This is a genomic window from Leclercia adecarboxylata (assembly GCF_006171285.1).
GTDB lineage: Bacteria > Pseudomonadota > Gammaproteobacteria > Enterobacterales > Enterobacteriaceae > Enterobacter > Enterobacter barmai.
On the sequence record NZ_CP040889.1, the window covers coordinates 3590964 to 3608366 of the forward strand.

The following is a 17403-nucleotide window of genomic DNA, read 5'->3' on the forward strand; positions in this document are numbered from 1 at the left end:
GGAGAGTACAATGACAAAATTTGTTGCTCGCAGATGGCTGTTAGCCGCGAGCGTAACGGCAGCCCTGGCGGCCTCGCCGGCTTTCGCAGCAAAAGATGTAGTGGTGGCGGTGGCCTCCAACTTCACCACCCTCGATCCCTATGACGCCAACGACACGCTCTCCCAGCAGGTAGCGAAGTCGTTTTATCAGGGGCTGTTTGGCCTTGATAAAGAGATGCAGGTGAAAAATGTGCTGGCCGAAAGCTACAAGGTCTCTGACGACGGGCTGGTCTACACCATCAAGCTGCGCAGCGGCGTGAAGTTCCAGGACGGGACCGACTTCAACGCCGAGGCGGTGAAGGTCAACCTCGATCGCGCCAGCAACCCGGAAAGCAGCCTTAAGCGCTATAACCTGTATAAAAACATCGCCAGCACCGAGGCCGTCGATCCCACCACGGTGAAAATCACCCTCAAGGAGCCGTTCTCCGCCTTTATCAACATTCTGGCGCACCCGGCCACGGCGATGATCTCCCCCGAGGCGCTGAAAAAGTACGGCAAAGAGATTGGCTTCCATCCGGTGGGCACCGGACCCTATGAGCTGGTGACCTGGAACCAGACCGATTTTGTGAAGGTGAAGAAGTTCGCCGGATACTGGCAGCAGGGGCTGCCGAAGCTGGACACCATCACCTGGCGTCCGGTAGTGGATAACAACACCCGCGCGGCGATGCTACAGACCGGCGAAGCGCAGTTTGCCTTCCCGATCCCTTACGAGCAGGCGGCGCTGCTGGGCAAAAACAGCAAGCTGGAGCTGGTTGCCAGCCCGTCGATCATGCAGCGTTACATCAGCATGAACGTCACGCAAAAGCCGTTTGATAACCCGAAAGTGCGCGAGGCGATCAACTACGCCATCAACCGCGACGCGCTGGTGAAGGTAGCCTTTGCCGGTTACGCGACCCCGGCGACCGGGGTGGTGCCGCCATCCATTGCCTACTCCCAGCAGTATCATCCGTGGGAATACAACCCGACCAAAGCGCGGGCGCTGTTGAAAGAGGCGGGCTTCCCGAACGGCTTCAGCACCACGCTCTGGTCGTCGCACAACCACAGTACCGCCCAGAAGGTGCTGCAGTTTACCCAGCAGCAGCTGGCCCAGGTGGGCATTAAGGTGCAGGTGACGGCGATGGATGCCGGGCAGCGCGCTGCCGAAGTGGAAGGCAAAGGGCAGAAAGAGAGCGGGGTGAGGATGTTCTACACCGGCTGGTCGGCCTCTACGGGTGAAGCGGACTGGGCGCTGTCGCCGCTGTTTGCTTCCCAGAACTGGCCGCCAACCCTGTTCAACACCGCGTTCTACAGCAATCCGCAGGTGGATAAAGATCTGACCGATGCCCTGAAAACCACCCAGCCGGAAGAGAAAGCGAAGCTGTACAAGGATGCGCAGGACACCATCTGGAAGGAGTCGCCATGGGTGCCGCTGGTGGTAGAGAAGCTGGTTTCGGCGCACAACAAGGCGCTGACCGGGTTTTACATCATGCCGGATACCGGCTTTAGCTTTGACGACGCGGATCTGAAATAAAGCACTCATTCCCGCAGGTATCCGCCTGCGGGATGAGAGGAATGTGCATGCTGAATTATGTGATTAAACGCCTGCTGGGCCTGATCCCGACGCTGCTGATTGTCGCGGTGCTGGTCTTTTTATTTGTGCATATGCTGCCAGGCGATCCGGCGCGGCTGATTGCCGGCCCGGAGGCGGATGCCACGGTGATTGAGCTGGTGCGTAAGCAACTGGGGCTCGATCAACCGCTTTACCGGCAGTTCTGGCACTACATCACCAGTGTCCTGCAGGGGGATTTTGGCACTTCGATGGTCTCCCGGCGGCCCGTGTCCGAAGAGATTGCCAGCCGCTTTATGCCCACCTTCTGGCTGACCCTTGCCAGCATGGCCTGGGCGGTGCTGTTTGGCCTGATGGCGGGTATTGTGGCGGCCGTGTGGCGCAACCGCTGGCCGGACCGGCTGGGGATGGCGCTGGCGGTTACCGGGATCTCTTTCCCGGCCTTTGCGCTGGGGATGCTGCTGATGCAGGTTTTCTCCGTGGAGCTGGGCTGGCTGCCCACCGTGGGGGCGGACAGCTGGCGGCACTATATCCTGCCTTCGCTGACGCTTGGCGCGGCGGTGGCGGCGGTGATGGCGCGCTTCACCCGCGCCTCGTTCGTCGACGTGCTGAACGAAGACTACATGCGTACCGCTCGGGCGAAGGGGGTCAGCGAGAAGTGGGTGATCCTCAAGCACGGCCTGCGCAACGCGATGATCCCGGTAGTGACCATGATGGGGCTGCAGTTCGGTTTTCTGCTCGGCGGCTCAATCGTGGTGGAAAAGGTCTTCAACTGGCCAGGGCTCGGGCGTCTGCTGGTCGATTCTGTCGACATGCGCGACTACCCGGTGATCCAGGCGGAAGTGCTGCTCTTTTCGCTGGAATTTATTCTTATCAACTTAGTGGTGGATGTCCTGTATGCCGCCATTAATCCGGCTATCAGGTACAAGTAAGATGCGACTGTTAAACTGGCGTCGGCAGGCGATGTTAAAGGCCATGCCGGGCCTCAAACCGGATCGGATCCGCACCCCGTGGCATGAGTTCTGGCGACGCTTTCGTAAACAGCCGGTGGCGATGGCCGCCGGGCTGTTTGTGCTGTTGCTGATCCTGGTGGCGGTGCTGGCTCCGTGGATCGTGCCTTTTGATGCCGAGAACTACTTTGATTACGACCGTCTCAACGAAGGTCCGTCGATGATGCACTGGTTTGGCGTGGACTCGTTAGGGCGCGACATCTTCAGCCGGGTGCTGATGGGGGCGCAGATCTCGCTGGCGGCAGGGGTGTTTGCGGTGCTGATCGGCGCGGCCATCGGCACGGTGCTGGGCCTGCTGGCGGGCTACTACGAGGGCTGGTGGGACCGGATCATCATGCGCATCTGCGACGTGCTGTTTGCCTTCCCCGGCATTCTGCTGGCTATTGCGGTGGTGGCGGTGATGGGCAACGGCATGGCCAACGTGATTATCGCCGTGGCGATCTTCTCTATTCCGGCCTTTGCCCGCCTGGTGCGCGGCAATACCCTGGTGCTGAAGCAGCAGACCTTTATCGAGTCGGCGCGCAGCATTGGCGCCAGCGACACGACGATTCTGTTCAACCATATTCTGCCGGGCACCGTCTCCTCTATCGTGGTCTATTTCACCATGCGTATCGGGGTGTCGATTATCTCGGCGGCCAGCCTGTCGTTCTTAGGGCTTGGCGCGCAGCCGCCAACCCCCGAGTGGGGGGCAATGCTCAACGAGGCGCGGGCGGATATGGTCATCGCCCCGCACGTGGCGCTATTCCCGAGTATGGCGATCTTCCTCACCGTACTGGCGTTTAACTTGCTGGGAGATGGGTTGCGCGACGCGCTTGACCCGAGAATTAAGGGATAACCTACCAAATATTGTAGAACTCAATGTGAAAATTTTTGTTATTCAGTAAGTTATAAAATGCCGTGTAAAAGGTTTGCTGGAGTTAACGATTTGTAAAAATTATAATAATTAATGATTGAATAACGTTAAATATTGTAAGGATTACAATGAAAAAGCTTCTTTTATGCGGCATGGTTTTACTTTCTACCTCTTGCGCCGATTTCCAGAAAAACATGAGTGACGGGATGAAAGCGGTCAATTCGGCCCTGACGCCGAAATCTTCCACCGGCACGCAAACTGCGGCAGCGGCAAAACAGTCCGGCACCATCACCAACGAACAGTGCAAAACCAGCGTGGGGAAATCCCGTGACTATTTTGAACAGATTGTTGGCTTCAAGCTGAACGAGACCAACTCTTCGGGTTATACCTCGTTCTCCGAGACCTACAACCTGCGCATTTCCGATCGTAAAGACCGTTTTGGCGGCAACTTCGCTATCTGCATCATCTCTATCGATCCGCAGACCAACAAGGTCACCACCTTCTCAATGCCAACCTGATTCAGGCGTTGCGCCTGCATTTTGCCGGGTGGCGCTGCGCTTACCCGGCCTACAAAACCTGCAAAAACCTGCGAGCCCGTAGGCCCGTGCAAGCGCAGCGCCGCCGGGCAATGCCCCTGAGTGCGAACTTATTTACTTATCCACCCCGAAGCCCTGCTTCAGAATGGCCGGCAGCACGTCCGGGAAATAAACGTGCTGGTAATACCCGCTCACGCTTTCGCTCCAGGTCTCGCCGTCGGTGCGATTAATGGCCTGCCAGTGCTCGGTCATCTGCTGATTGTAGCGGGTGATTTTCGCTTCCAGCCCCTCAGTGACATAGGCTTCGTCGTGACGGAAGGTCTCCAGCGGAAGACGCGGTTTGTGATGGGATGGCACATCAACGTGGCCAATCACCACGCCCGCTACCGGGAAGGTGTGCTCCGGCAACTCAAGCAGTTCAATCAGCTCCAGCGGCTTCAGACGAATGCCGCCAATCGGCACGATCCCCAACCCTTCAGAGCGGGCTGCTGCCATCACCGAACCCAGGGCAATACCCACGTCGGTTGCGCCAGCCACCAGGCTCTCGATGCTCTGATGCGCTACCTGCTCGTTACCCGCCAGCTTCATCCCGACCTGAGTTTTGTACATATCCAGCACAAAGGTGATAAACACCGGGGCTTTGGCAATCCACGGCTGGCCACCGGCGATCTGCGAGATTTTGGCCCGCTTTTCGGCATCGCGCGTGACGATCACTGAAACCTGCTGGGAGTGGACGGAGGTCGGGGCGCGGTACGCCGTGCTGATAATGCGCTCGAGCGTGGCGTCATCAATGACTTGATCGGTAAAACTGCGCTCGCTTTTGTGGTCGTTAAACAGGTCAATAATGGTGTTCATAAGTGCTCCCGTGTGAATCGCAAAAGCCTAACAGCCTGAAACCGTTTTGCATTTAACACTCTATGCGGCGAAAGCGGAAAACACGGGAAAAAACCCGGCCAGCGGCCGGGCGGAGGGATTAACCCAGGGCAGCGAGCAGCGCTTTTGCCGCGGCTTCGGAGCTGGCCGGGTTCTGTCCGGTGATCAGCTTGCCGTCTTCGACAACAAATGAACCCCAGTTCGGGCCTTTCTCGTAGCGCGCACCCAGGGCGCTCAACTCATCTTCCACCAGGAACGGGACGATGTCGGTCAGTTCGACGTCGGCCTCTTCACCGTTGGTAAAGCCCGTCACCTTGCGGCCCTTGACCAGCGGCTCGCCGGATTCACTTTTAACATGGCGCAGCACGCCCGGCGCGTGGCAGACGAAGCCGGTGGGTTTGCCCGCGCGGGTGAAGGCTTCAATCAGGGCGATGGAGGTCTGTGACTCCGCCAGATCCCACAGCGGGCCATGGCCGCCGGGATAGAAGACGGTGTCAAAATCGTCCTGACGCACGCTGTCGAGTTTCAGGGTGTTGGCGAGCGCCTGCTGTGCCGCCGCATCGGCTTTGAAACGATCGGTCATTTCGGTCTGGAAGTCGGGGAGATCGCTTTTCGGATCGAGCGGTGGCTGACCGCCTGCCGGGGAGGCCAGCACTACCTCGGCACCCGCATCCTTGAAGACGTAGTACGGGGCGGCAAACTCCTCCAGCCAGAAGCCGGTTTTCTTGCCGGTGTTGCCCAGTTCACTGTGAGAGGTGAGAACCATTAATACTTTCATTGCTATCTCCGGTGATGTGGATAGCTATAAAGGTAGCCTGGTTCAGCGAAGCCATCCCCGGAGGGATGGCTGTTTCGGAATGATTACGGCAGCTTATACGCAATCACGTAGTCGCCGCGATCCGGCGAGTTCCGCGCGCCCCCGGCGGTGATCAGCAGATACTGCTTCCCGTCCACCGGCGATTTGTAGCTGATTGGCGTGCTCTGGCTGCCCACCGGCAGGCGGGCTTTCCACACCTCTTTACCGGTCGAGGTATCGAAGGCGCGCAGGTAGTAATCCTGGGTGGAGGCGATAAACACCAGGCCGCCCTGGGTCGCCATGGTGCCGCCGATGGTCGGCATACCGATTGGGATTGGCAGCCCCATCTTGACGCCAAACGGACCGGTATCCTTCACCGTCCCTACCGGCACCTGCCAGGCAATCTTCTGGGTTTTCAGATCCACCGCAGTCAGCGTGCCAAACGGCGGCTTCTGGCAGGGGATCTCAACCGGCGACATAAAGCGCACTTTGGCGTTAATGGCGTATGGCGTACCGGCCAGCGGCACCGGGCGGCTGATGGCGGCGGCTTCGTTGCCGTCGTTTTTGGCGCCCTGAATCTCCGGGGAGGCCGGTATCAGCTGCACTTCCAGACCCACGCGCATGTCGTTGATAAACAGGTATTGATTCACCGGGTCAATCGACAGACCGCCCCAGTTCATGCCACCTAACGAGCCCGGCAGGTTCAGCGACGGATCATCGCCCGGCGGGGTAAACAGGCCGTTGTAGCGTTTGGATTTAAACTCGATACGGCAGATCAGCTGGTCGAACGGCGTCGCGCCCCACATGTCGGACTCTTTCAGCACGTCCGCGCCAATGGTCGGCATGCCCACCGAGAACGGCTGGGTCGGGGAGTAGATCTCTTTCGGGATCTGGCCCTGAGTCACCTTGCGCTCTTCCACTTTGGTCAGCGGCTTGCCGGTAGCGCGATCCAGCACAAACAGCTGGCCGGATTTGGTGCCGAAGATCAGCGCCGGGGTGGTTTTGCCATTGCCGGTCGGGAAATCAGTGAAGGTCGGCTGCATCGGGACGTCAAAGTCCCACAGATCGTTATGAACGGTCTGGTAAACCCATTTCACCTTACCGGTGCTGGCGTCCACGGCCACCATCGAGGCACCAAACTTACGATCGAGATCGTTGTGCTTCACGCCCCACAGGTCCACCGCCGCGCTGCCGGTCGGCATAAACACGGTGTTGGACTGCGGATCGTAAGACATCGGCGCCCACACGTTCGGGGTGGAGCGGGTGAAGTTTTCATTGGCCGGAGGTGCCTGCTGCTCGTCCGGTTTGCCCGGATCGAACGCCCAGCGCAGCTGGCCGGTGATGACGTCGAAGCCACGCACCACGCCGCCAGGCATATCCGTCGCCACGTTATCCGCGACGCGACCGCCGACAACAATGGTCGTACCGGCGAGCGTCGGGGCAGAGGTCGGGTAGTAGAGGCCGGTATCCGCCCCTTTACCCATCTGCGCGCTCAGGCTGACGCGGCCGTGGTTGCCGAAGTCTTCGCAGAACTTACCGGTATCGGCATCCAGGGCCACCAGTTCCGGCGTCACGCTGTTCATGATGATACGGCGTTTGCACTGGGCATCTGCGGGTAGTGAAACGGGCGCCACCGGAGAGGAGCCCGGCAGGGTGGGCTGCTGCAATGGGGCGCTGGCATCAAAGTAAGCCAGGCCGCGACAGCGCATCCACTTTTTCTGCTTCGCATTGATCTCGGTTTTCCACAGCTCTTTGCCGGTGGTGGCATCAACCGCAATCACATTGTTATGCGGGGTGCAGAGGAAGAGCATATTGCCGATCTGCAGCGGGGTCTGCTGATCTTCCGCGCCGCCGCCGTTCGGGCTGACGGGGATATCGCCGGTGCGATAGGTCCAGGCCACCTGCAGGTCTTTGACGTTATCGCGGGTGATCTGGTCCAGAGCCACAAAGCGCGATGCGCCCGGCGTGTTGCCGTAGTTCGCCCAGTTTTTCTGTTCTTCGCCAGGTTTCACCGGGGTGAGGGGAAGCTGTTCGCCCGACGCCGTCACCGGATCGTGCGGGACAAACATGCCGCCGACGGTAGCGGCAAAGGCCACTGCCAGCACCGCCGCAAGCGCGCCCGCGCCTTTCCAGCACGGGAATTTACCGGCACGACGGAGCAGCGCTGGCAGGGAGAGCGCCACCAGGATCCCGATGCCCGCGAGGGTCAACAGACGCGAGACCAGCGGCCAGAAATCGAAGCCGACATCCCACAGGGCCCACAGCGCAGTGCCCGCCAGAACCACAAAATAGAGGGCCGCGCCACTCAGGCGCTGGCGCAGGATCTGCACGCCCGAGATGATGAGCAGACAGCCGCTGATCAGAAAATAGGGGCTGCCCTTAACGCTGACCAGCTTTCCACCGTACCAGGCGAAGAATATCCCCATCGCCAGAATTATGACGCCCAGAATTCCCAGCAGCACTGCTGCGGTTCTGGACAATTTTTGAACGGACATAAATGTTCCCTGATGTTGACTAAAAATGAGTGATATCACTCAAAAGTGACGATTTATAATCTAAGGCGCGCGAGTGTACAACATCCAGGTAACAATATATTTACCAGAAATAGCTTTATTCTCCTGTCCGGGAAGGAGGACAATCCTGGTAAATCTCAGACACATCAAGGAACAGAGCGATGGTTAAGGTACGTGACGCGCAGGCGGAGGATTTTGAGGCATGGTTACGGCTGTGGAACGGCTATCTCGATTTTTACGGCACCAGGCTGGATGAGGCGGTGACGCTGGCGACCTGGCGTCGGGTGCTCGCGGCGGATTCGGGGCTGTTTTGCCGTCTGGCAGAAACCGAACAGGGCGTGGTGGGATTCGCGATTTGCGTGCTGCATGAAGGGACCTGGGTGACGCAGCCCCTGTGCTATCTGGAAGATCTGTTTGTGGATGACGCGGCGCGCGGCAAGGGCGCGGGCAGGGCGCTGATTGAAGCCGTGATTAGTGAGGCCCGGGAGAAAGGGTGGTCGAAGGTCTACTGGGTCACCCGGGAGGGCAATCCTGCCCGGGCGCTGTATGACAAGCTGGCAACGGTGGATGATTATGTTCGGTACAGGATTACGGTTTAGGTGTTTGTACGTTCACTTTGGGGGGAGTGAAACATACCGCACCGGTTTGCTCCCTCTCCTCTTTGGGGAGAGGGCTGGGGTGAGGGAGAACATGCCGCACCGGAGGTGGTTCCGTTCACCTTACGTTCCTTGCTTCTCTGTAAACCGCGTTACCTGTGAACGTGTAAAGGGGGCTATCGCGCCCCCTTTACAATCCCGGCTCCCGGCAAAGAAAATCGTCGCTTCGCGATGCCTTCGGCTTATTCCCGCAGGCTTAGGGTCGGGCGTGATCCTACATCCTTGTAGGTCACGCCCTCTCGGCGCATCCCTGCGCCTCGCCCCGGCCTGCGGGCAACGCCTCAGCGATTTTCAGCCGGACCAGGGAGTCGCTGTAACTCTTGTATTATTCTGCAATTATTTCATTGCGTTAAGTTCATAGGCCGGGTAAGGCGGAGCCGCCACCCGGCATTGTTGCGCCGGGAGGGCGCTTTAAGACAAGCTCGCAACGGTGGATGATTACGGTTTAATAATCATCCAGGTTTAAGCTCGATAGCGGAACCTTAGCGGCTTGTGTTTAAAACCTGCAAAATATTCCCGGCCGCGACGGTGCCCATTTTGATATACGAGGCTTCACTCACGCCGCCAATATGAGGGGAAATAATCACATCTTCTCTCCCTTGCCAGACATGGGGGGCCGCCAGCGGCTCGACCGTAAAGCTGTCCAGCGCGGCGCTTCGCAGGATCCCCTCGTCCAGGGCGTGAATCAGGGCGTTATCATCAATCAAACCCCCGCGCGCGGTATTAACCAGAATAGCGCCTCGCTTACAGCGGGCGAGCGTTTCAGCGTTAACCATACCGCGATTGTCCGCGGTTAAAGGGCAGTGCAGGGAGATCACGTCCGCGCTGGACAGCAGGTCATTTAGCGTCTCTGCACGCTCGCAGGAGGACGGCAGGGTTTTCGCAAAGGGATCGTAGGCCAGCACGCGCATGCCGAACGCGTTACCCACCGTGGCGACACGGGAGCCAATCGCCCCCAGACCGATCAGGCCCAGGGTAAGGCCTTCCAGCTCCAGAGATTTATGCGTGGATTTATCCCAGTGGCCGTCGCGCAGACGTTTATCGAGGGAGACAACAGACTTGGCGCAGGCGAGGATCATGGCCCATGTGTGTTCCGCCACGGCGGCGGCGTTGGCACCGGGCGCAGAACAGACGGCAATATTCCGTTCAGCCGCTGCCGCCTGATCGATGACGTCAATGCCGCTGCCATGCTTGGAAATAACCTTCAGCCCCGGGGCTGCATCCATAATACGGGCCGTGATCTTGCCGTAACGCACCAGGATCGCCACAGGATTATACTGCTCGCAGAGCGCGATCAGCTGCGCTTCCGTGGGCTGGCGACCGGCATACACCATCTCATAGTCACCCAGCATCGCGACGGCCTGCTCAGCCAGATCGCTTCCGGTAACCAGAATGACCTTTTTATTGCCCATTACAGCGTCTCCCCGTCGGTTAACATTCCTGCTTTGCGCAACGCGTCATTCAGCCAGTGCGGGCGCAGATCGCCTTTGCGAATGGCCTCAAGGCGGCGGGTTTCGGTCTCCAGCTTCTCTTTGGCCAGGATGATAACCTGCTGCACTTCATCGCGTGGAATGACCACCACCCCGTCAATATCCGCCACCACCAGATCCCCGGGACGCACGGTCGCACCGGCAACGGAGATGGCATGGTTCACCCGGCCCGGGATCGATTTGGTGGGGCCACACGGGTTAAGGCCTGCGGAGAACACGGGGTAATTCCCTTTACTCAGGGTGTCGGCATCACGCACCGCACCGTCAATGATGATCCCGGCAATGCCGCTGGCCTCGGCCTGAGTCGCCATAATTTCACCCAACAGGGCGCAGCTGATATCGCCCTTGCCATCCACCACCAGCACATCGCCGGGTTGGGCAACCGCCATTGCGGCATGAATCGCCAGATTGTCACCCGGGCGTACTTCAACAGTAATGGCCGGGCCGGCAACGGCCATATGCGGTGCCAGGGGTTTGATACGTCCGTGCAGCGTCCCGCGGCGCCCGGCAACGTCTGCAAGGATGGCGGCCTGATACTCGGCGGCCTGGCGGACCTCTTCTTCTGACACACGACTGAACTCGCGATTGATCATTGGTTTCTCTGTAGCGGACATGAATGTCTCCATATTGTTTTACTGTGTACAATGCAGGTGTACAATACAAAACAACTATAGCGGTGTTGATTTGCTTTTAGCCAGAGCTACATTGGCGTTTGTGATGTAAACACGAAGTGACTCACAAAATTTGCGGTACACTCTTTGCCGACCAGAACAGGAGAAAATGATGGGTAATGAAGGCGTTGTGGCGGTTGAAAAGGCACTGGCTTTACTGGATTGTTTTCGTCCCGGAGACGAGAGCCTGACGTTGACCGCGCTGGCACAGTTGTCGGGATATCATAAAACCACCGTGTACCGGTTGATGAATTCTCTGGAACGCATGAATTACGTCGTCAGACATGATGATGGCAACTATGCCCTGGGTCCGCGTCTACTTTATCTGGGTAAGCTCTACGAGCAGTCGTTCCACCTCTCACGCGTGGTGCAGCCGGAGTTACAGGCCTTGTCCATGGCATCACAGGAGAGCGCAAGCTGGTACGTGCTGGAGGGCGGGCAGCGTCTTTGTCTGTTTCGTGCCGAAGCCTCTCACGGGCTGCGCCACAGCAATCTGCCGGGCAGCCAGTTCCCGCTGGATAATTCCGCCATCAGCAAGGTGCTCCGCCACTGGGGGTTGAATGAAGCCTTGCCGGAAGGTGAGCCGTCGGTGCCGCTCTACACCTCAGGGGCGCGCGATCCCCACACCGCCGCCTTTGCAATGCCGGTGTTTGGCGTGCATGACAAACTTATCGCTGCCCTGGCGCTGACCGGGCCGTCGTCAAGGCTGACCGAAGATCGCCGGGATCGGGAAGTAAGCCAGCTGATGAAGGCCACCGCCAGCCGCCTTTCGTTGAAGATGGGAGCCAGCAAGCCATTTTGCATTGCGTTCTACGGCGAAACAGAAGAGCCGGAGAGCTGATGCCTGCACGCGGGACCGGAGTCCCGTGTGGTCATCTTAATGGGTCAGCTGGTTTTCCTGGCTCACGTGACGGCGAGCCTGACGTCCCATCACCAGCACCGCAATTCCCCCGGCAATACACAGACCTGCCAGTGGAAGCATCGCCAGCGTATGGCTGCCGGTGCGTTCATTGATGATGCCGTAAGCGTTCACCATCACCACACCGCCAATCAGGTTAGCAATGGCCCCGATGGCAGCCAGCCCTGCAGCTGCCGACGTGCTGTTCATCCAGCCCGACGCCAGCGCCCAGAATGGACCTTTCATCGAGTACGCCCCAATCAGCATCACGCTGAGGATCGCAATTGTTACCGGCAGAGAGATGCTGACAAACGCCGCGAACACGCCTGCTGCAATTAAGAACAGGGTCAGCGCGGTATGCCAGCGACGCTCGTTGCTGCGGTCTGAGCTGCGTCCCCATACGATCATCAGCACCGATGCCAGACCGTAAGGGATGGCGTTGAGCAGACCGGTGGTCAAGTTATCGAGGTGGAACGATTTCAGAAGCTGCGGTGACCAGACGCTGATGGTGGTACCAGCCGAGGACGCGCCGGTGTAGATCAGCGCCATTAGCCAGATGTGACGGTGTTTCAGCAATTGCCAGGTCGTCTGGTGGCCGATATTTTTTGACTGCTGACGTTCACTTTCAAGGGTAGATTCCAGCCACTCTTTTTGTTCAGTGCTCAGCCAGCTGGCCTGATGCGGGCGGTCGCGGAGAATAAACCAGGCCACAATCCCCAACAGCACGGCCGGTAAGCCTTCAATGATGAACAGCAGATGCCAGCCGCGCAGACCCATCCAGCCATCCAGCGTCAGGATCAGGCCGGAGAGGGGAGAGCCGATAAAGTTGGCCAGCGGGATCGCCACCATAAACGAGGCGATGATCCGTGCCCGGTAGCGGGACGGGATCCACCAGGTGAGATACAGCACCACGCCCGGGAAAAAGCCTGCCTCTGCCGCGCCGAGCAGAAAACGCACGATATAGAGCGACGTTGTGCTCTCAACCAGCGACATGCACATCGATACCACGCCCCAGCTAATCATAATGCGCGGGATCCACAGTCGCGCGCCGACCTTCTGCATTGCCAGGTTGCTCGGCACTTCAAACAGGAAATAGGCAACAAAGTAGAGACTGCTGGCGAAGCCAAACGCGGCCTTGCTGAGGCCGAGATCTTCGTTCATCTGCAGCGACGCCATGCCAATGTTTCCGCGATCGATAATCGAGACCAGGTAGCTGACGATCAGAAACGGGAGGATGCGCCAGATAACCTTGCGCATGGTCTCTCTTTCTATGGCTTCAGTGGCCGTAACGGGGTTACGAGTGTGCTCTGTCATTATTTCCTCGCAGGGTTTCATTATGTTTATCAGGAAATTCTCAGCAAAGTAAGCAGCCCTTCTTGTTGTTAACCGGCTTGCTGCTTTTTGTTTGTTGTACTCTGTACAACATGGTTTTATCAAACAAAACCACTATAGCGGTGACGCGTTCTTTTTATCCAGTTAATGGAAGGTTTAAATGATGTAAATAAGAGGTGACTCACAGATGAGAGGGTGTGGGTATACAGAGAGGGGAGGGGCGAAATAATGAAGTTTTGTAGGCCGGGTAAGGCGCAGCCGCCACCCGGCAGTGCATTGTTGCGCCGGGCGGCACTGCGTTTGCCCGGTCTGGGGATTCAGTCCATCAGCGCATCAATTGCCATGTGCAGCCAGCGCGGCGTGGTTGTTCCGTAGGCCGGGTAAGGCGGAGCCGCCACCCGGCAGTGTTGCGTCGGGCGCACAGCGCCAGCTTCTCGGCAGGTTCGTCGGTTTCCAGCAGGGTTTGAGCAAAACGCTCGCAGTGATTCGCCAGCACGGTGAAGTCAGTGTTGTGGGAGAAGGGGACGGTGAAAATTGGGTGAGCATGGTTTGTAGACATAGGGAATCTCCTCAAAATTAAGAAACCCTGTAATTTTGCGAGAGGCCAATCCCGACGCCTGTTTTTGCAGGCGCAACAGGAAGATACTGCGGGGAGATCGAAGCGACAACCCAGAAAAATCATTCCCGGAATCCGCCTCGCAAAGTTTTAAAGCAACGGAAAATATTACATGGAAACAGCCAGGAACCGCCCGGCGGCGCTACGCTTGCACGGACCTACAAACGGATACCGATTTGTAGGCCGGGTAAGGCGAAGCCGCCACCCGGCGATGTTATTGCGGTGCGATGTGTTCCCCTCACCCCATCCCTTTCCCTGAATGGAGAGTGAGCAAAGCGAAATTAAACCCGCGTACCCCACAGGTCATACTCGTCGGCGTTCTCAACCTTCACGCGCACGATATCACCCGGTTTCACTTTGGTTTCACCGTTCAGGTAGACCGCACCGTCGATTTCCGGAGCATCGGCCATGCTGCGGCCAATGGCGCCTTCTTCGTCCACTTCATCGATGATTACCAGAATTTCACGGCCCACTTTCTCCTGCAGACGTTCAGCAGAGATCTGCTGTTGCAGCTGCATGAAGCGGTTCCAGCGCTCTTCTTTTACCTCTTCCGGCACCTGATCCGCCAGTTCGTTGGCGGTCGCGCCTTCTACCGGGCTGTACTTGAAGCAGCCCACGCGATCCAGACGGGCTTCTTTCAGGAAGTCGAGCAGCATCTGGAAGTCTTCTTCGGTTTCACCCGGGAAGCCAACGATAAAGGTGGAGCGCAGGGTCAGATCCGGGCAGATTTCACGCCACTGCTTGATGCGCGCCAGCTGGCGGTCAACGGAGCCAGGACGCTTCATCAGCTTCAGAATACGCGGGCTGGCGTGCTGCAGCGGGATATCCAGGTACGGCAGGATTTTGCCTTCGGCCATCAGCGGGATCACGTCGTCCACGTGCGGATACGGGTAGACGTAGTGCAGACGGGTCCAGATGCCGAGCTTAGCGAGCTGTTCGCACAGGCCGACCATGCTGGTTTTCACCGGCTCGCCGTTGTGGAAACCGGAGCGGTGCTTCACGTCCACGCCGTAGGCGGAGGTGTCCTGAGAGATCACCAGCAGCTCTTTGACGCCCGCATCCGCCAGACGGTTGGCTTCGGCCAGCACTTCGCCAATCGGACGGCTCACCAGATCGCCACGCATGGACGGGATAATGCAGAAGGTGCAGCGATGGTTGCAGCCTTCGGAAATTTTTAAGTACGCGTAGTGACGCGGGGTCAGCTTCACGCCCTGTTCCGGCACCAGGCTCAGGAACGGGTTGTGCTTTGGTTTTGGCACATAGTGATGCACATGTTCCAGCACCTGCTCGTAGCTGTGCGGACCGGTGATTTCCAGCACCTTAGGATGCACTTCGCGGATTTGATCGACTTTGGCACCCAGACAACCGGTGACAATCACCTTGCCGTTCTCGGTGAGCGCTTCACCGATGGCTTCCAGAGACTCCTGCACGGCGCTATCGATAAAGCCGCAGGTGTTAACGATCACCATATCGGCGTTGTCGTAGCTTGGCACCACGTCATAGCCTTCGGTGCGAAGTTCGGTCAGGATACGTTCGGAATCCACCAGGTTTTTCGGGCAGCCCAGGGAGACGAAGCCGATTTTCGGCTGGTGCGTAACATTGCTCATAGATTAAAAAGTAGTCAGTTATGGAGTTATCAGGGCAGGGATTGTACAGGGTTCTTGCAGGGATTTATACAGATCCCTGTGCTGTGCAGGCAGCGGCTAAGATTTTCTTATCCCGGCTTTAAGGGGCCCTTATTGGATTGGTTAAACAGATAACTTATCTTTTACCTCGTCGATTACTTAAATGAGGTACGTTATGAGAGATATTTATCTGCAATCTAAATTAGAAATGGCCAAAACCCTCCACACCTACGGCGTCGAATTATCCTGTATTTCCGTTGCCACAGGCCTGACCCAGTCAAAATTAGTCAATGAATTAAAAATTGCCGATGACAGCGAATTCGGCAAGCATAAAATCAAAAAATACTAACCTGTCTATTATTCTCTTAACATTCAGGTCGGGTTATTTACTGAGAAATCGGCCAGCAGGGAATACAGAAGTTTATTCATCTCTTTTCTGAAAGAAGAGTAAATACTGAATTGCGGTAGCGTGAAGGGCGTGTCCAGTTTCTTCAGGTTATACATCCCGGCATAGGTCGAAAAGACCTTTTCGGGGATAATGCCCAAGCAATCGGTCTGAGAAACAATCAGCAGGATGGACGCGAAAGAGGTCGTCAGCAGGCAGCGCTCGCTGGAACGGAATTTTTTATCAACGATGCTCCGGTGATAAATAATCTTTTCGTTTTTGGTGTTGTAGCCCACAAGGTTGGCCTCCCTGAACATCTCTTCCGTTACCGTATCCCCATAAAGAGGATTATCTTTTGCAGCAATCAACACCAGCGTCATATCACTCATCTTCTGGCAAGAAAGATTACTGCTCTCAACAGAAAAGGTGGAGAACACCACATCCGCCTGGCGCATATTCAGCAGTTCGGTAATTTTCGCTTCGTTGAGATCGGCGGTGCGGTGCAGCAGGCTGATATCCGAATTCATCCTGACAATCTTTTCCGTGAGCTCAGGAACGACCAGCGGCGAAATAAAGGATTCGGTATAGAGCGTCAGCCTTCTCTTTTTAATCTGTGACGAGAGCGGAAGCAGGGTGGCGAGTTTATCGATGATCGGCAGGATATTATCGTACAGCTCATCCGCATAGACAGTGGGCAGCAGAATATTGCCGCTGCGCACAAACAGGTTATCGCCCATCTGCTCGCGCAGTTTTCGCAGCGACTGGCTGACGGCGGAGGGCGATATGTCCAGCATATCGGCCACTCGGGAGATACTGCCCACGCTGTAAATCAGGCAAAAGAGGGTCAGCAGATTCAGGTCGATCCGGGTTAACGAGACGATCTTTTCTGACACCGGCAAGGTTTGCATACGCCCTCTGTATCACCGCGCGACCCTCTGAAAAATAGCAGGTTGCGCGCCCGCTGCTGTGAGGGAGAAGTATGATTTTGAATTTACCCGCGCTACAGGCCTTCTCGCTGCTGCCTGGACGCGGCGATTTAACATTGTAAATTATGCAAAACAGTCGCGTATTATTGACCTGACGCATTAAATTGTACAAAAAACAGCCATAATCTAAAGGTGTTCTAAGCTGACAAGGGGGGAAATAGCATGTCCGTTGACAGACTAAAACGCGATCTTCTGAACAAGATGATCAACGCCCGAATTGATCTCGCGGCCTATCTGCAGTTGAGGAAAGCGAAGGGGTACATGTCAGTCAGCGAAAGCGACCATCTGCGTGACAACTTCTTTGAACTTTGTACTTATATGCGTGAAAAAGCGCCTGAACTGAGAGCCTATTGTAATCCCGAGGAGCAGGCTATGCTCTATCGCGCCGCCGGTTCGCTCACTACCGCAGGCGTCTGTATGATGACCGGCAACCACGATTGCCCGACATTTATCGCCGTCAACGCAGAGAAGCTGGAAAACTGTCTGAACGATCTCACTCTCTGCATCCAGTATCTGAAATCGCATGCACCGCTGATTCGGAGCTGACCCCGGGGGAGGCAACTCCCCCAACTGTTTAA

General features: G+C 57.1%; 17 protein-coding genes. 8 read left to right on the forward strand and 9 right to left on the reverse strand.

Annotated elements, in window-relative coordinates:
- Positions 1-10: 10 nt before the first annotated feature.
- The 4 genes from gsiB (at position 11) to FHN83_RS18915 (ending at position 3966) form a co-directional block, all read left to right on the forward strand.
- The gene (gene gsiB, locus FHN83_RS18900) at positions 11-1549 is read left to right on the forward strand and encodes a glutathione ABC transporter substrate-binding protein GsiB (protein WP_039032685.1); all 1539 of its coding nucleotides are present in this window, start codon (positions 11-13) and stop codon (positions 1547-1549) included.
- Between the two features lie 47 nt (positions 1550-1596).
- Complete coding sequence (gene gsiC / locus FHN83_RS18905) at positions 1597-2517, forward strand: glutathione ABC transporter permease GsiC (protein WP_039032684.1); 921 nt, start codon at positions 1597-1599, stop codon at positions 2515-2517.
- Position 2518: 1 nt separating this feature from the next.
- Positions 2519-3430, forward strand: coding sequence for a glutathione ABC transporter permease GsiD (gene gsiD / locus FHN83_RS18910; protein WP_039032683.1), 912 nt, complete (start codon positions 2519-2521; stop codon positions 3428-3430).
- Between the two features lie 146 nt (positions 3431-3576).
- On the forward strand, positions 3577-3966 hold the full coding sequence (locus FHN83_RS18915) for a hypothetical protein (RefSeq protein ID WP_138369515.1): 390 nt from the start codon (positions 3577-3579) through the stop codon (positions 3964-3966).
- Between the two features lie 132 nt (positions 3967-4098).
- Here the strand turns inward: FHN83_RS18915 and FHN83_RS18920 are convergent, their stop codons facing one another.
- The 3 genes from FHN83_RS18920 to FHN83_RS18930 all read right to left on the reverse strand — a co-directional run bounded on the left by FHN83_RS18920 (position 4099) and on the right by FHN83_RS18930 (position 8148).
- On the reverse strand, positions 4099-4839 hold the full coding sequence (locus FHN83_RS18920; protein ID WP_139564615.1) for a nitroreductase family protein: 741 nt from the start codon (positions 4837-4839) through the stop codon (positions 4099-4101).
- Between the two features lie 118 nt (positions 4840-4957).
- Positions 4958-5635, reverse strand: coding sequence for a type 1 glutamine amidotransferase domain-containing protein (locus FHN83_RS18925; protein ID WP_139564616.1), 678 nt, complete (start codon positions 5633-5635; stop codon positions 4958-4960).
- An 83-nt stretch (positions 5636-5718) separates the two neighbouring features.
- A complete protein-coding gene (locus tag FHN83_RS18930) occupies positions 5719-8148 on the reverse strand; it encodes a membrane-bound PQQ-dependent dehydrogenase, glucose/quinate/shikimate family (RefSeq protein WP_139564617.1) in 2430 nt (809 codons plus the stop codon).
- Positions 8149-8327: 179 nt separating this feature from the next.
- Here FHN83_RS18930 and FHN83_RS18935 point away from each other — a divergent pair, with 179 nt between their 5' ends.
- Positions 8328-8765, forward strand: a complete 438-nt coding sequence (locus FHN83_RS18935; protein ID WP_138369512.1) for a GNAT family N-acetyltransferase — start codon at positions 8328-8330, stop codon at positions 8763-8765.
- Between the two features lie 539 nt (positions 8766-9304).
- Here the strand turns inward: FHN83_RS18935 and FHN83_RS18940 are convergent.
- Positions 9305-10234: an NAD(P)-dependent oxidoreductase gene (locus FHN83_RS18940; protein ID WP_139564618.1), complete on the reverse strand. Its 930-nt coding sequence runs from the start codon at positions 10232-10234 to the stop codon at positions 9305-9307.
- Positions 10234-10926, reverse strand: coding sequence for an RraA family protein (locus tag FHN83_RS18945; RefSeq protein ID WP_139564619.1), 693 nt, complete (start codon positions 10924-10926; stop codon positions 10234-10236). The genes FHN83_RS18940 and FHN83_RS18945 overlap by 1 nt, the downstream gene beginning before the upstream one ends.
- A gap of 169 nt (positions 10927-11095) precedes the next feature.
- On the opposite strand from FHN83_RS18945, the gene FHN83_RS18950 reads away from it, so the two are divergent.
- Positions 11096-11824 carry an IclR family transcriptional regulator gene (locus FHN83_RS18950; RefSeq protein WP_139565462.1) on the forward strand — a complete coding sequence of 243 codons (729 nt, stop codon included), beginning with the start codon at positions 11096-11098 and terminating at the stop codon, positions 11822-11824.
- A gap of 36 nt (positions 11825-11860) precedes the next feature.
- Here FHN83_RS18950 and FHN83_RS18955 read toward each other — a convergent pair whose 3' ends face one another.
- The 3 genes from FHN83_RS18955 to rimO form a co-directional block, all read right to left on the reverse strand.
- On the reverse strand, positions 11861-13195 hold the full coding sequence (locus FHN83_RS18955) for an MFS transporter (protein WP_039029628.1): 1335 nt from the start codon (positions 13193-13195) through the stop codon (positions 11861-11863).
- Positions 13196-13538: 343 nt separating this feature from the next.
- On the reverse strand, positions 13539-13772 hold the full coding sequence (locus FHN83_RS18960; protein ID WP_138369509.1) for a hypothetical protein: 234 nt from the start codon (positions 13770-13772) through the stop codon (positions 13539-13541).
- A 338-nt stretch (positions 13773-14110) separates the two neighbouring features.
- A complete protein-coding gene (rimO, locus tag FHN83_RS18965) occupies positions 14111-15436 on the reverse strand; it encodes a 30S ribosomal protein S12 methylthiotransferase RimO (RefSeq protein ID WP_139564620.1) in 1326 nt (441 codons plus the stop codon).
- 193 nt (positions 15437-15629) lie between these two features.
- Here rimO and FHN83_RS18970 point away from each other — a divergent pair, with 193 nt between their 5' ends.
- A complete protein-coding gene (locus FHN83_RS18970; protein WP_138369502.1) occupies positions 15630-15803 on the forward strand; it encodes a glycine cleavage system protein T in 174 nt (57 codons plus the stop codon).
- A 23-nt stretch (positions 15804-15826) separates the two neighbouring features.
- Here the strand turns inward: FHN83_RS18970 and FHN83_RS18975 are convergent, their stop codons facing one another.
- Positions 15827-16747 (reverse strand): LysR family transcriptional regulator, encoded by a 921-nt coding sequence (locus tag FHN83_RS18975; RefSeq protein ID WP_139564621.1) that lies wholly within the window; start codon positions 16745-16747, stop codon positions 15827-15829.
- A 240-nt stretch (positions 16748-16987) separates the two neighbouring features.
- On the opposite strand from FHN83_RS18975, the gene bssR reads away from it, so the two are divergent.
- The gene (gene bssR, locus FHN83_RS18980; protein WP_039029610.1) at positions 16988-17371 is read left to right on the forward strand and encodes a biofilm formation regulator BssR; all 384 of its coding nucleotides are present in this window, start codon (positions 16988-16990) and stop codon (positions 17369-17371) included.
- The last annotated feature ends 32 nt before the right edge of the window (positions 17372-17403 follow it).

Excerpts from the sequence above, each read along its gene's own strand:
- gsiB (WP_039032685.1), top strand. The coding sequence starts at position 11 with ATGACAAAATTTGTTGCTCGCAGATGGCTGTTAGCCGCGAGCGTAACG.
- gsiC (WP_039032684.1), top strand. The coding sequence starts at position 1,597 with ATGCTGAATTATGTGATTAAACGCCTGCTGGGCCTGATCCCGACGCTG.
- gsiD (WP_039032683.1), top strand. The coding sequence starts at position 2,519 with ATGCGACTGTTAAACTGGCGTCGGCAGGCGATGTTAAAGGCCATGCCG.
- FHN83_RS18915 (WP_138369515.1), top strand. The coding sequence starts at position 3,577 with ATGAAAAAGCTTCTTTTATGCGGCATGGTTTTACTTTCTACCTCTTGC.
- FHN83_RS18920 (WP_139564615.1), bottom strand. The coding sequence starts at position 4,839 with ATGAACACCATTATTGACCTGTTTAACGACCACAAAAGCGAGCGCAGT.
- FHN83_RS18925 (WP_139564616.1), bottom strand. The coding sequence starts at position 5,635 with ATGAAAGTATTAATGGTTCTCACCTCTCACAGTGAACTGGGCAACACC.
- FHN83_RS18930 (WP_139564617.1), bottom strand. The coding sequence starts at position 8,148 with ATGTCCGTTCAAAAATTGTCCAGAACCGCAGCAGTGCTGCTGGGAATT.
- FHN83_RS18935 (WP_138369512.1), top strand. The coding sequence starts at position 8,328 with ATGGTTAAGGTACGTGACGCGCAGGCGGAGGATTTTGAGGCATGGTTA.
- FHN83_RS18940 (WP_139564618.1), bottom strand. The coding sequence starts at position 10,234 with ATGGGCAATAAAAAGGTCATTCTGGTTACCGGAAGCGATCTGGCTGAG.
- FHN83_RS18945 (WP_139564619.1), bottom strand. The coding sequence starts at position 10,926 with ATGTCCGCTACAGAGAAACCAATGATCAATCGCGAGTTCAGTCGTGTG.
- FHN83_RS18950 (WP_139565462.1), top strand. The coding sequence starts at position 11,096 with ATGGGTAATGAAGGCGTTGTGGCGGTTGAAAAGGCACTGGCTTTACTG.
- FHN83_RS18955 (WP_039029628.1), bottom strand. The coding sequence starts at position 13,195 with ATGACAGAGCACACTCGTAACCCCGTTACGGCCACTGAAGCCATAGAA.
- FHN83_RS18960 (WP_138369509.1), bottom strand. The coding sequence starts at position 13,772 with ATGTCTACAAACCATGCTCACCCAATTTTCACCGTCCCCTTCTCCCAC.
- rimO (WP_139564620.1), bottom strand. The coding sequence starts at position 15,436 with ATGAGCAATGTTACGCACCAGCCGAAAATCGGCTTCGTCTCCCTGGGC.
- FHN83_RS18970 (WP_138369502.1), top strand. The coding sequence starts at position 15,630 with ATGAGAGATATTTATCTGCAATCTAAATTAGAAATGGCCAAAACCCTC.
- FHN83_RS18975 (WP_139564621.1), bottom strand. The coding sequence starts at position 16,747 with ATGCAAACCTTGCCGGTGTCAGAAAAGATCGTCTCGTTAACCCGGATC.
- bssR (WP_039029610.1), top strand. The coding sequence starts at position 16,988 with ATGTCCGTTGACAGACTAAAACGCGATCTTCTGAACAAGATGATCAAC.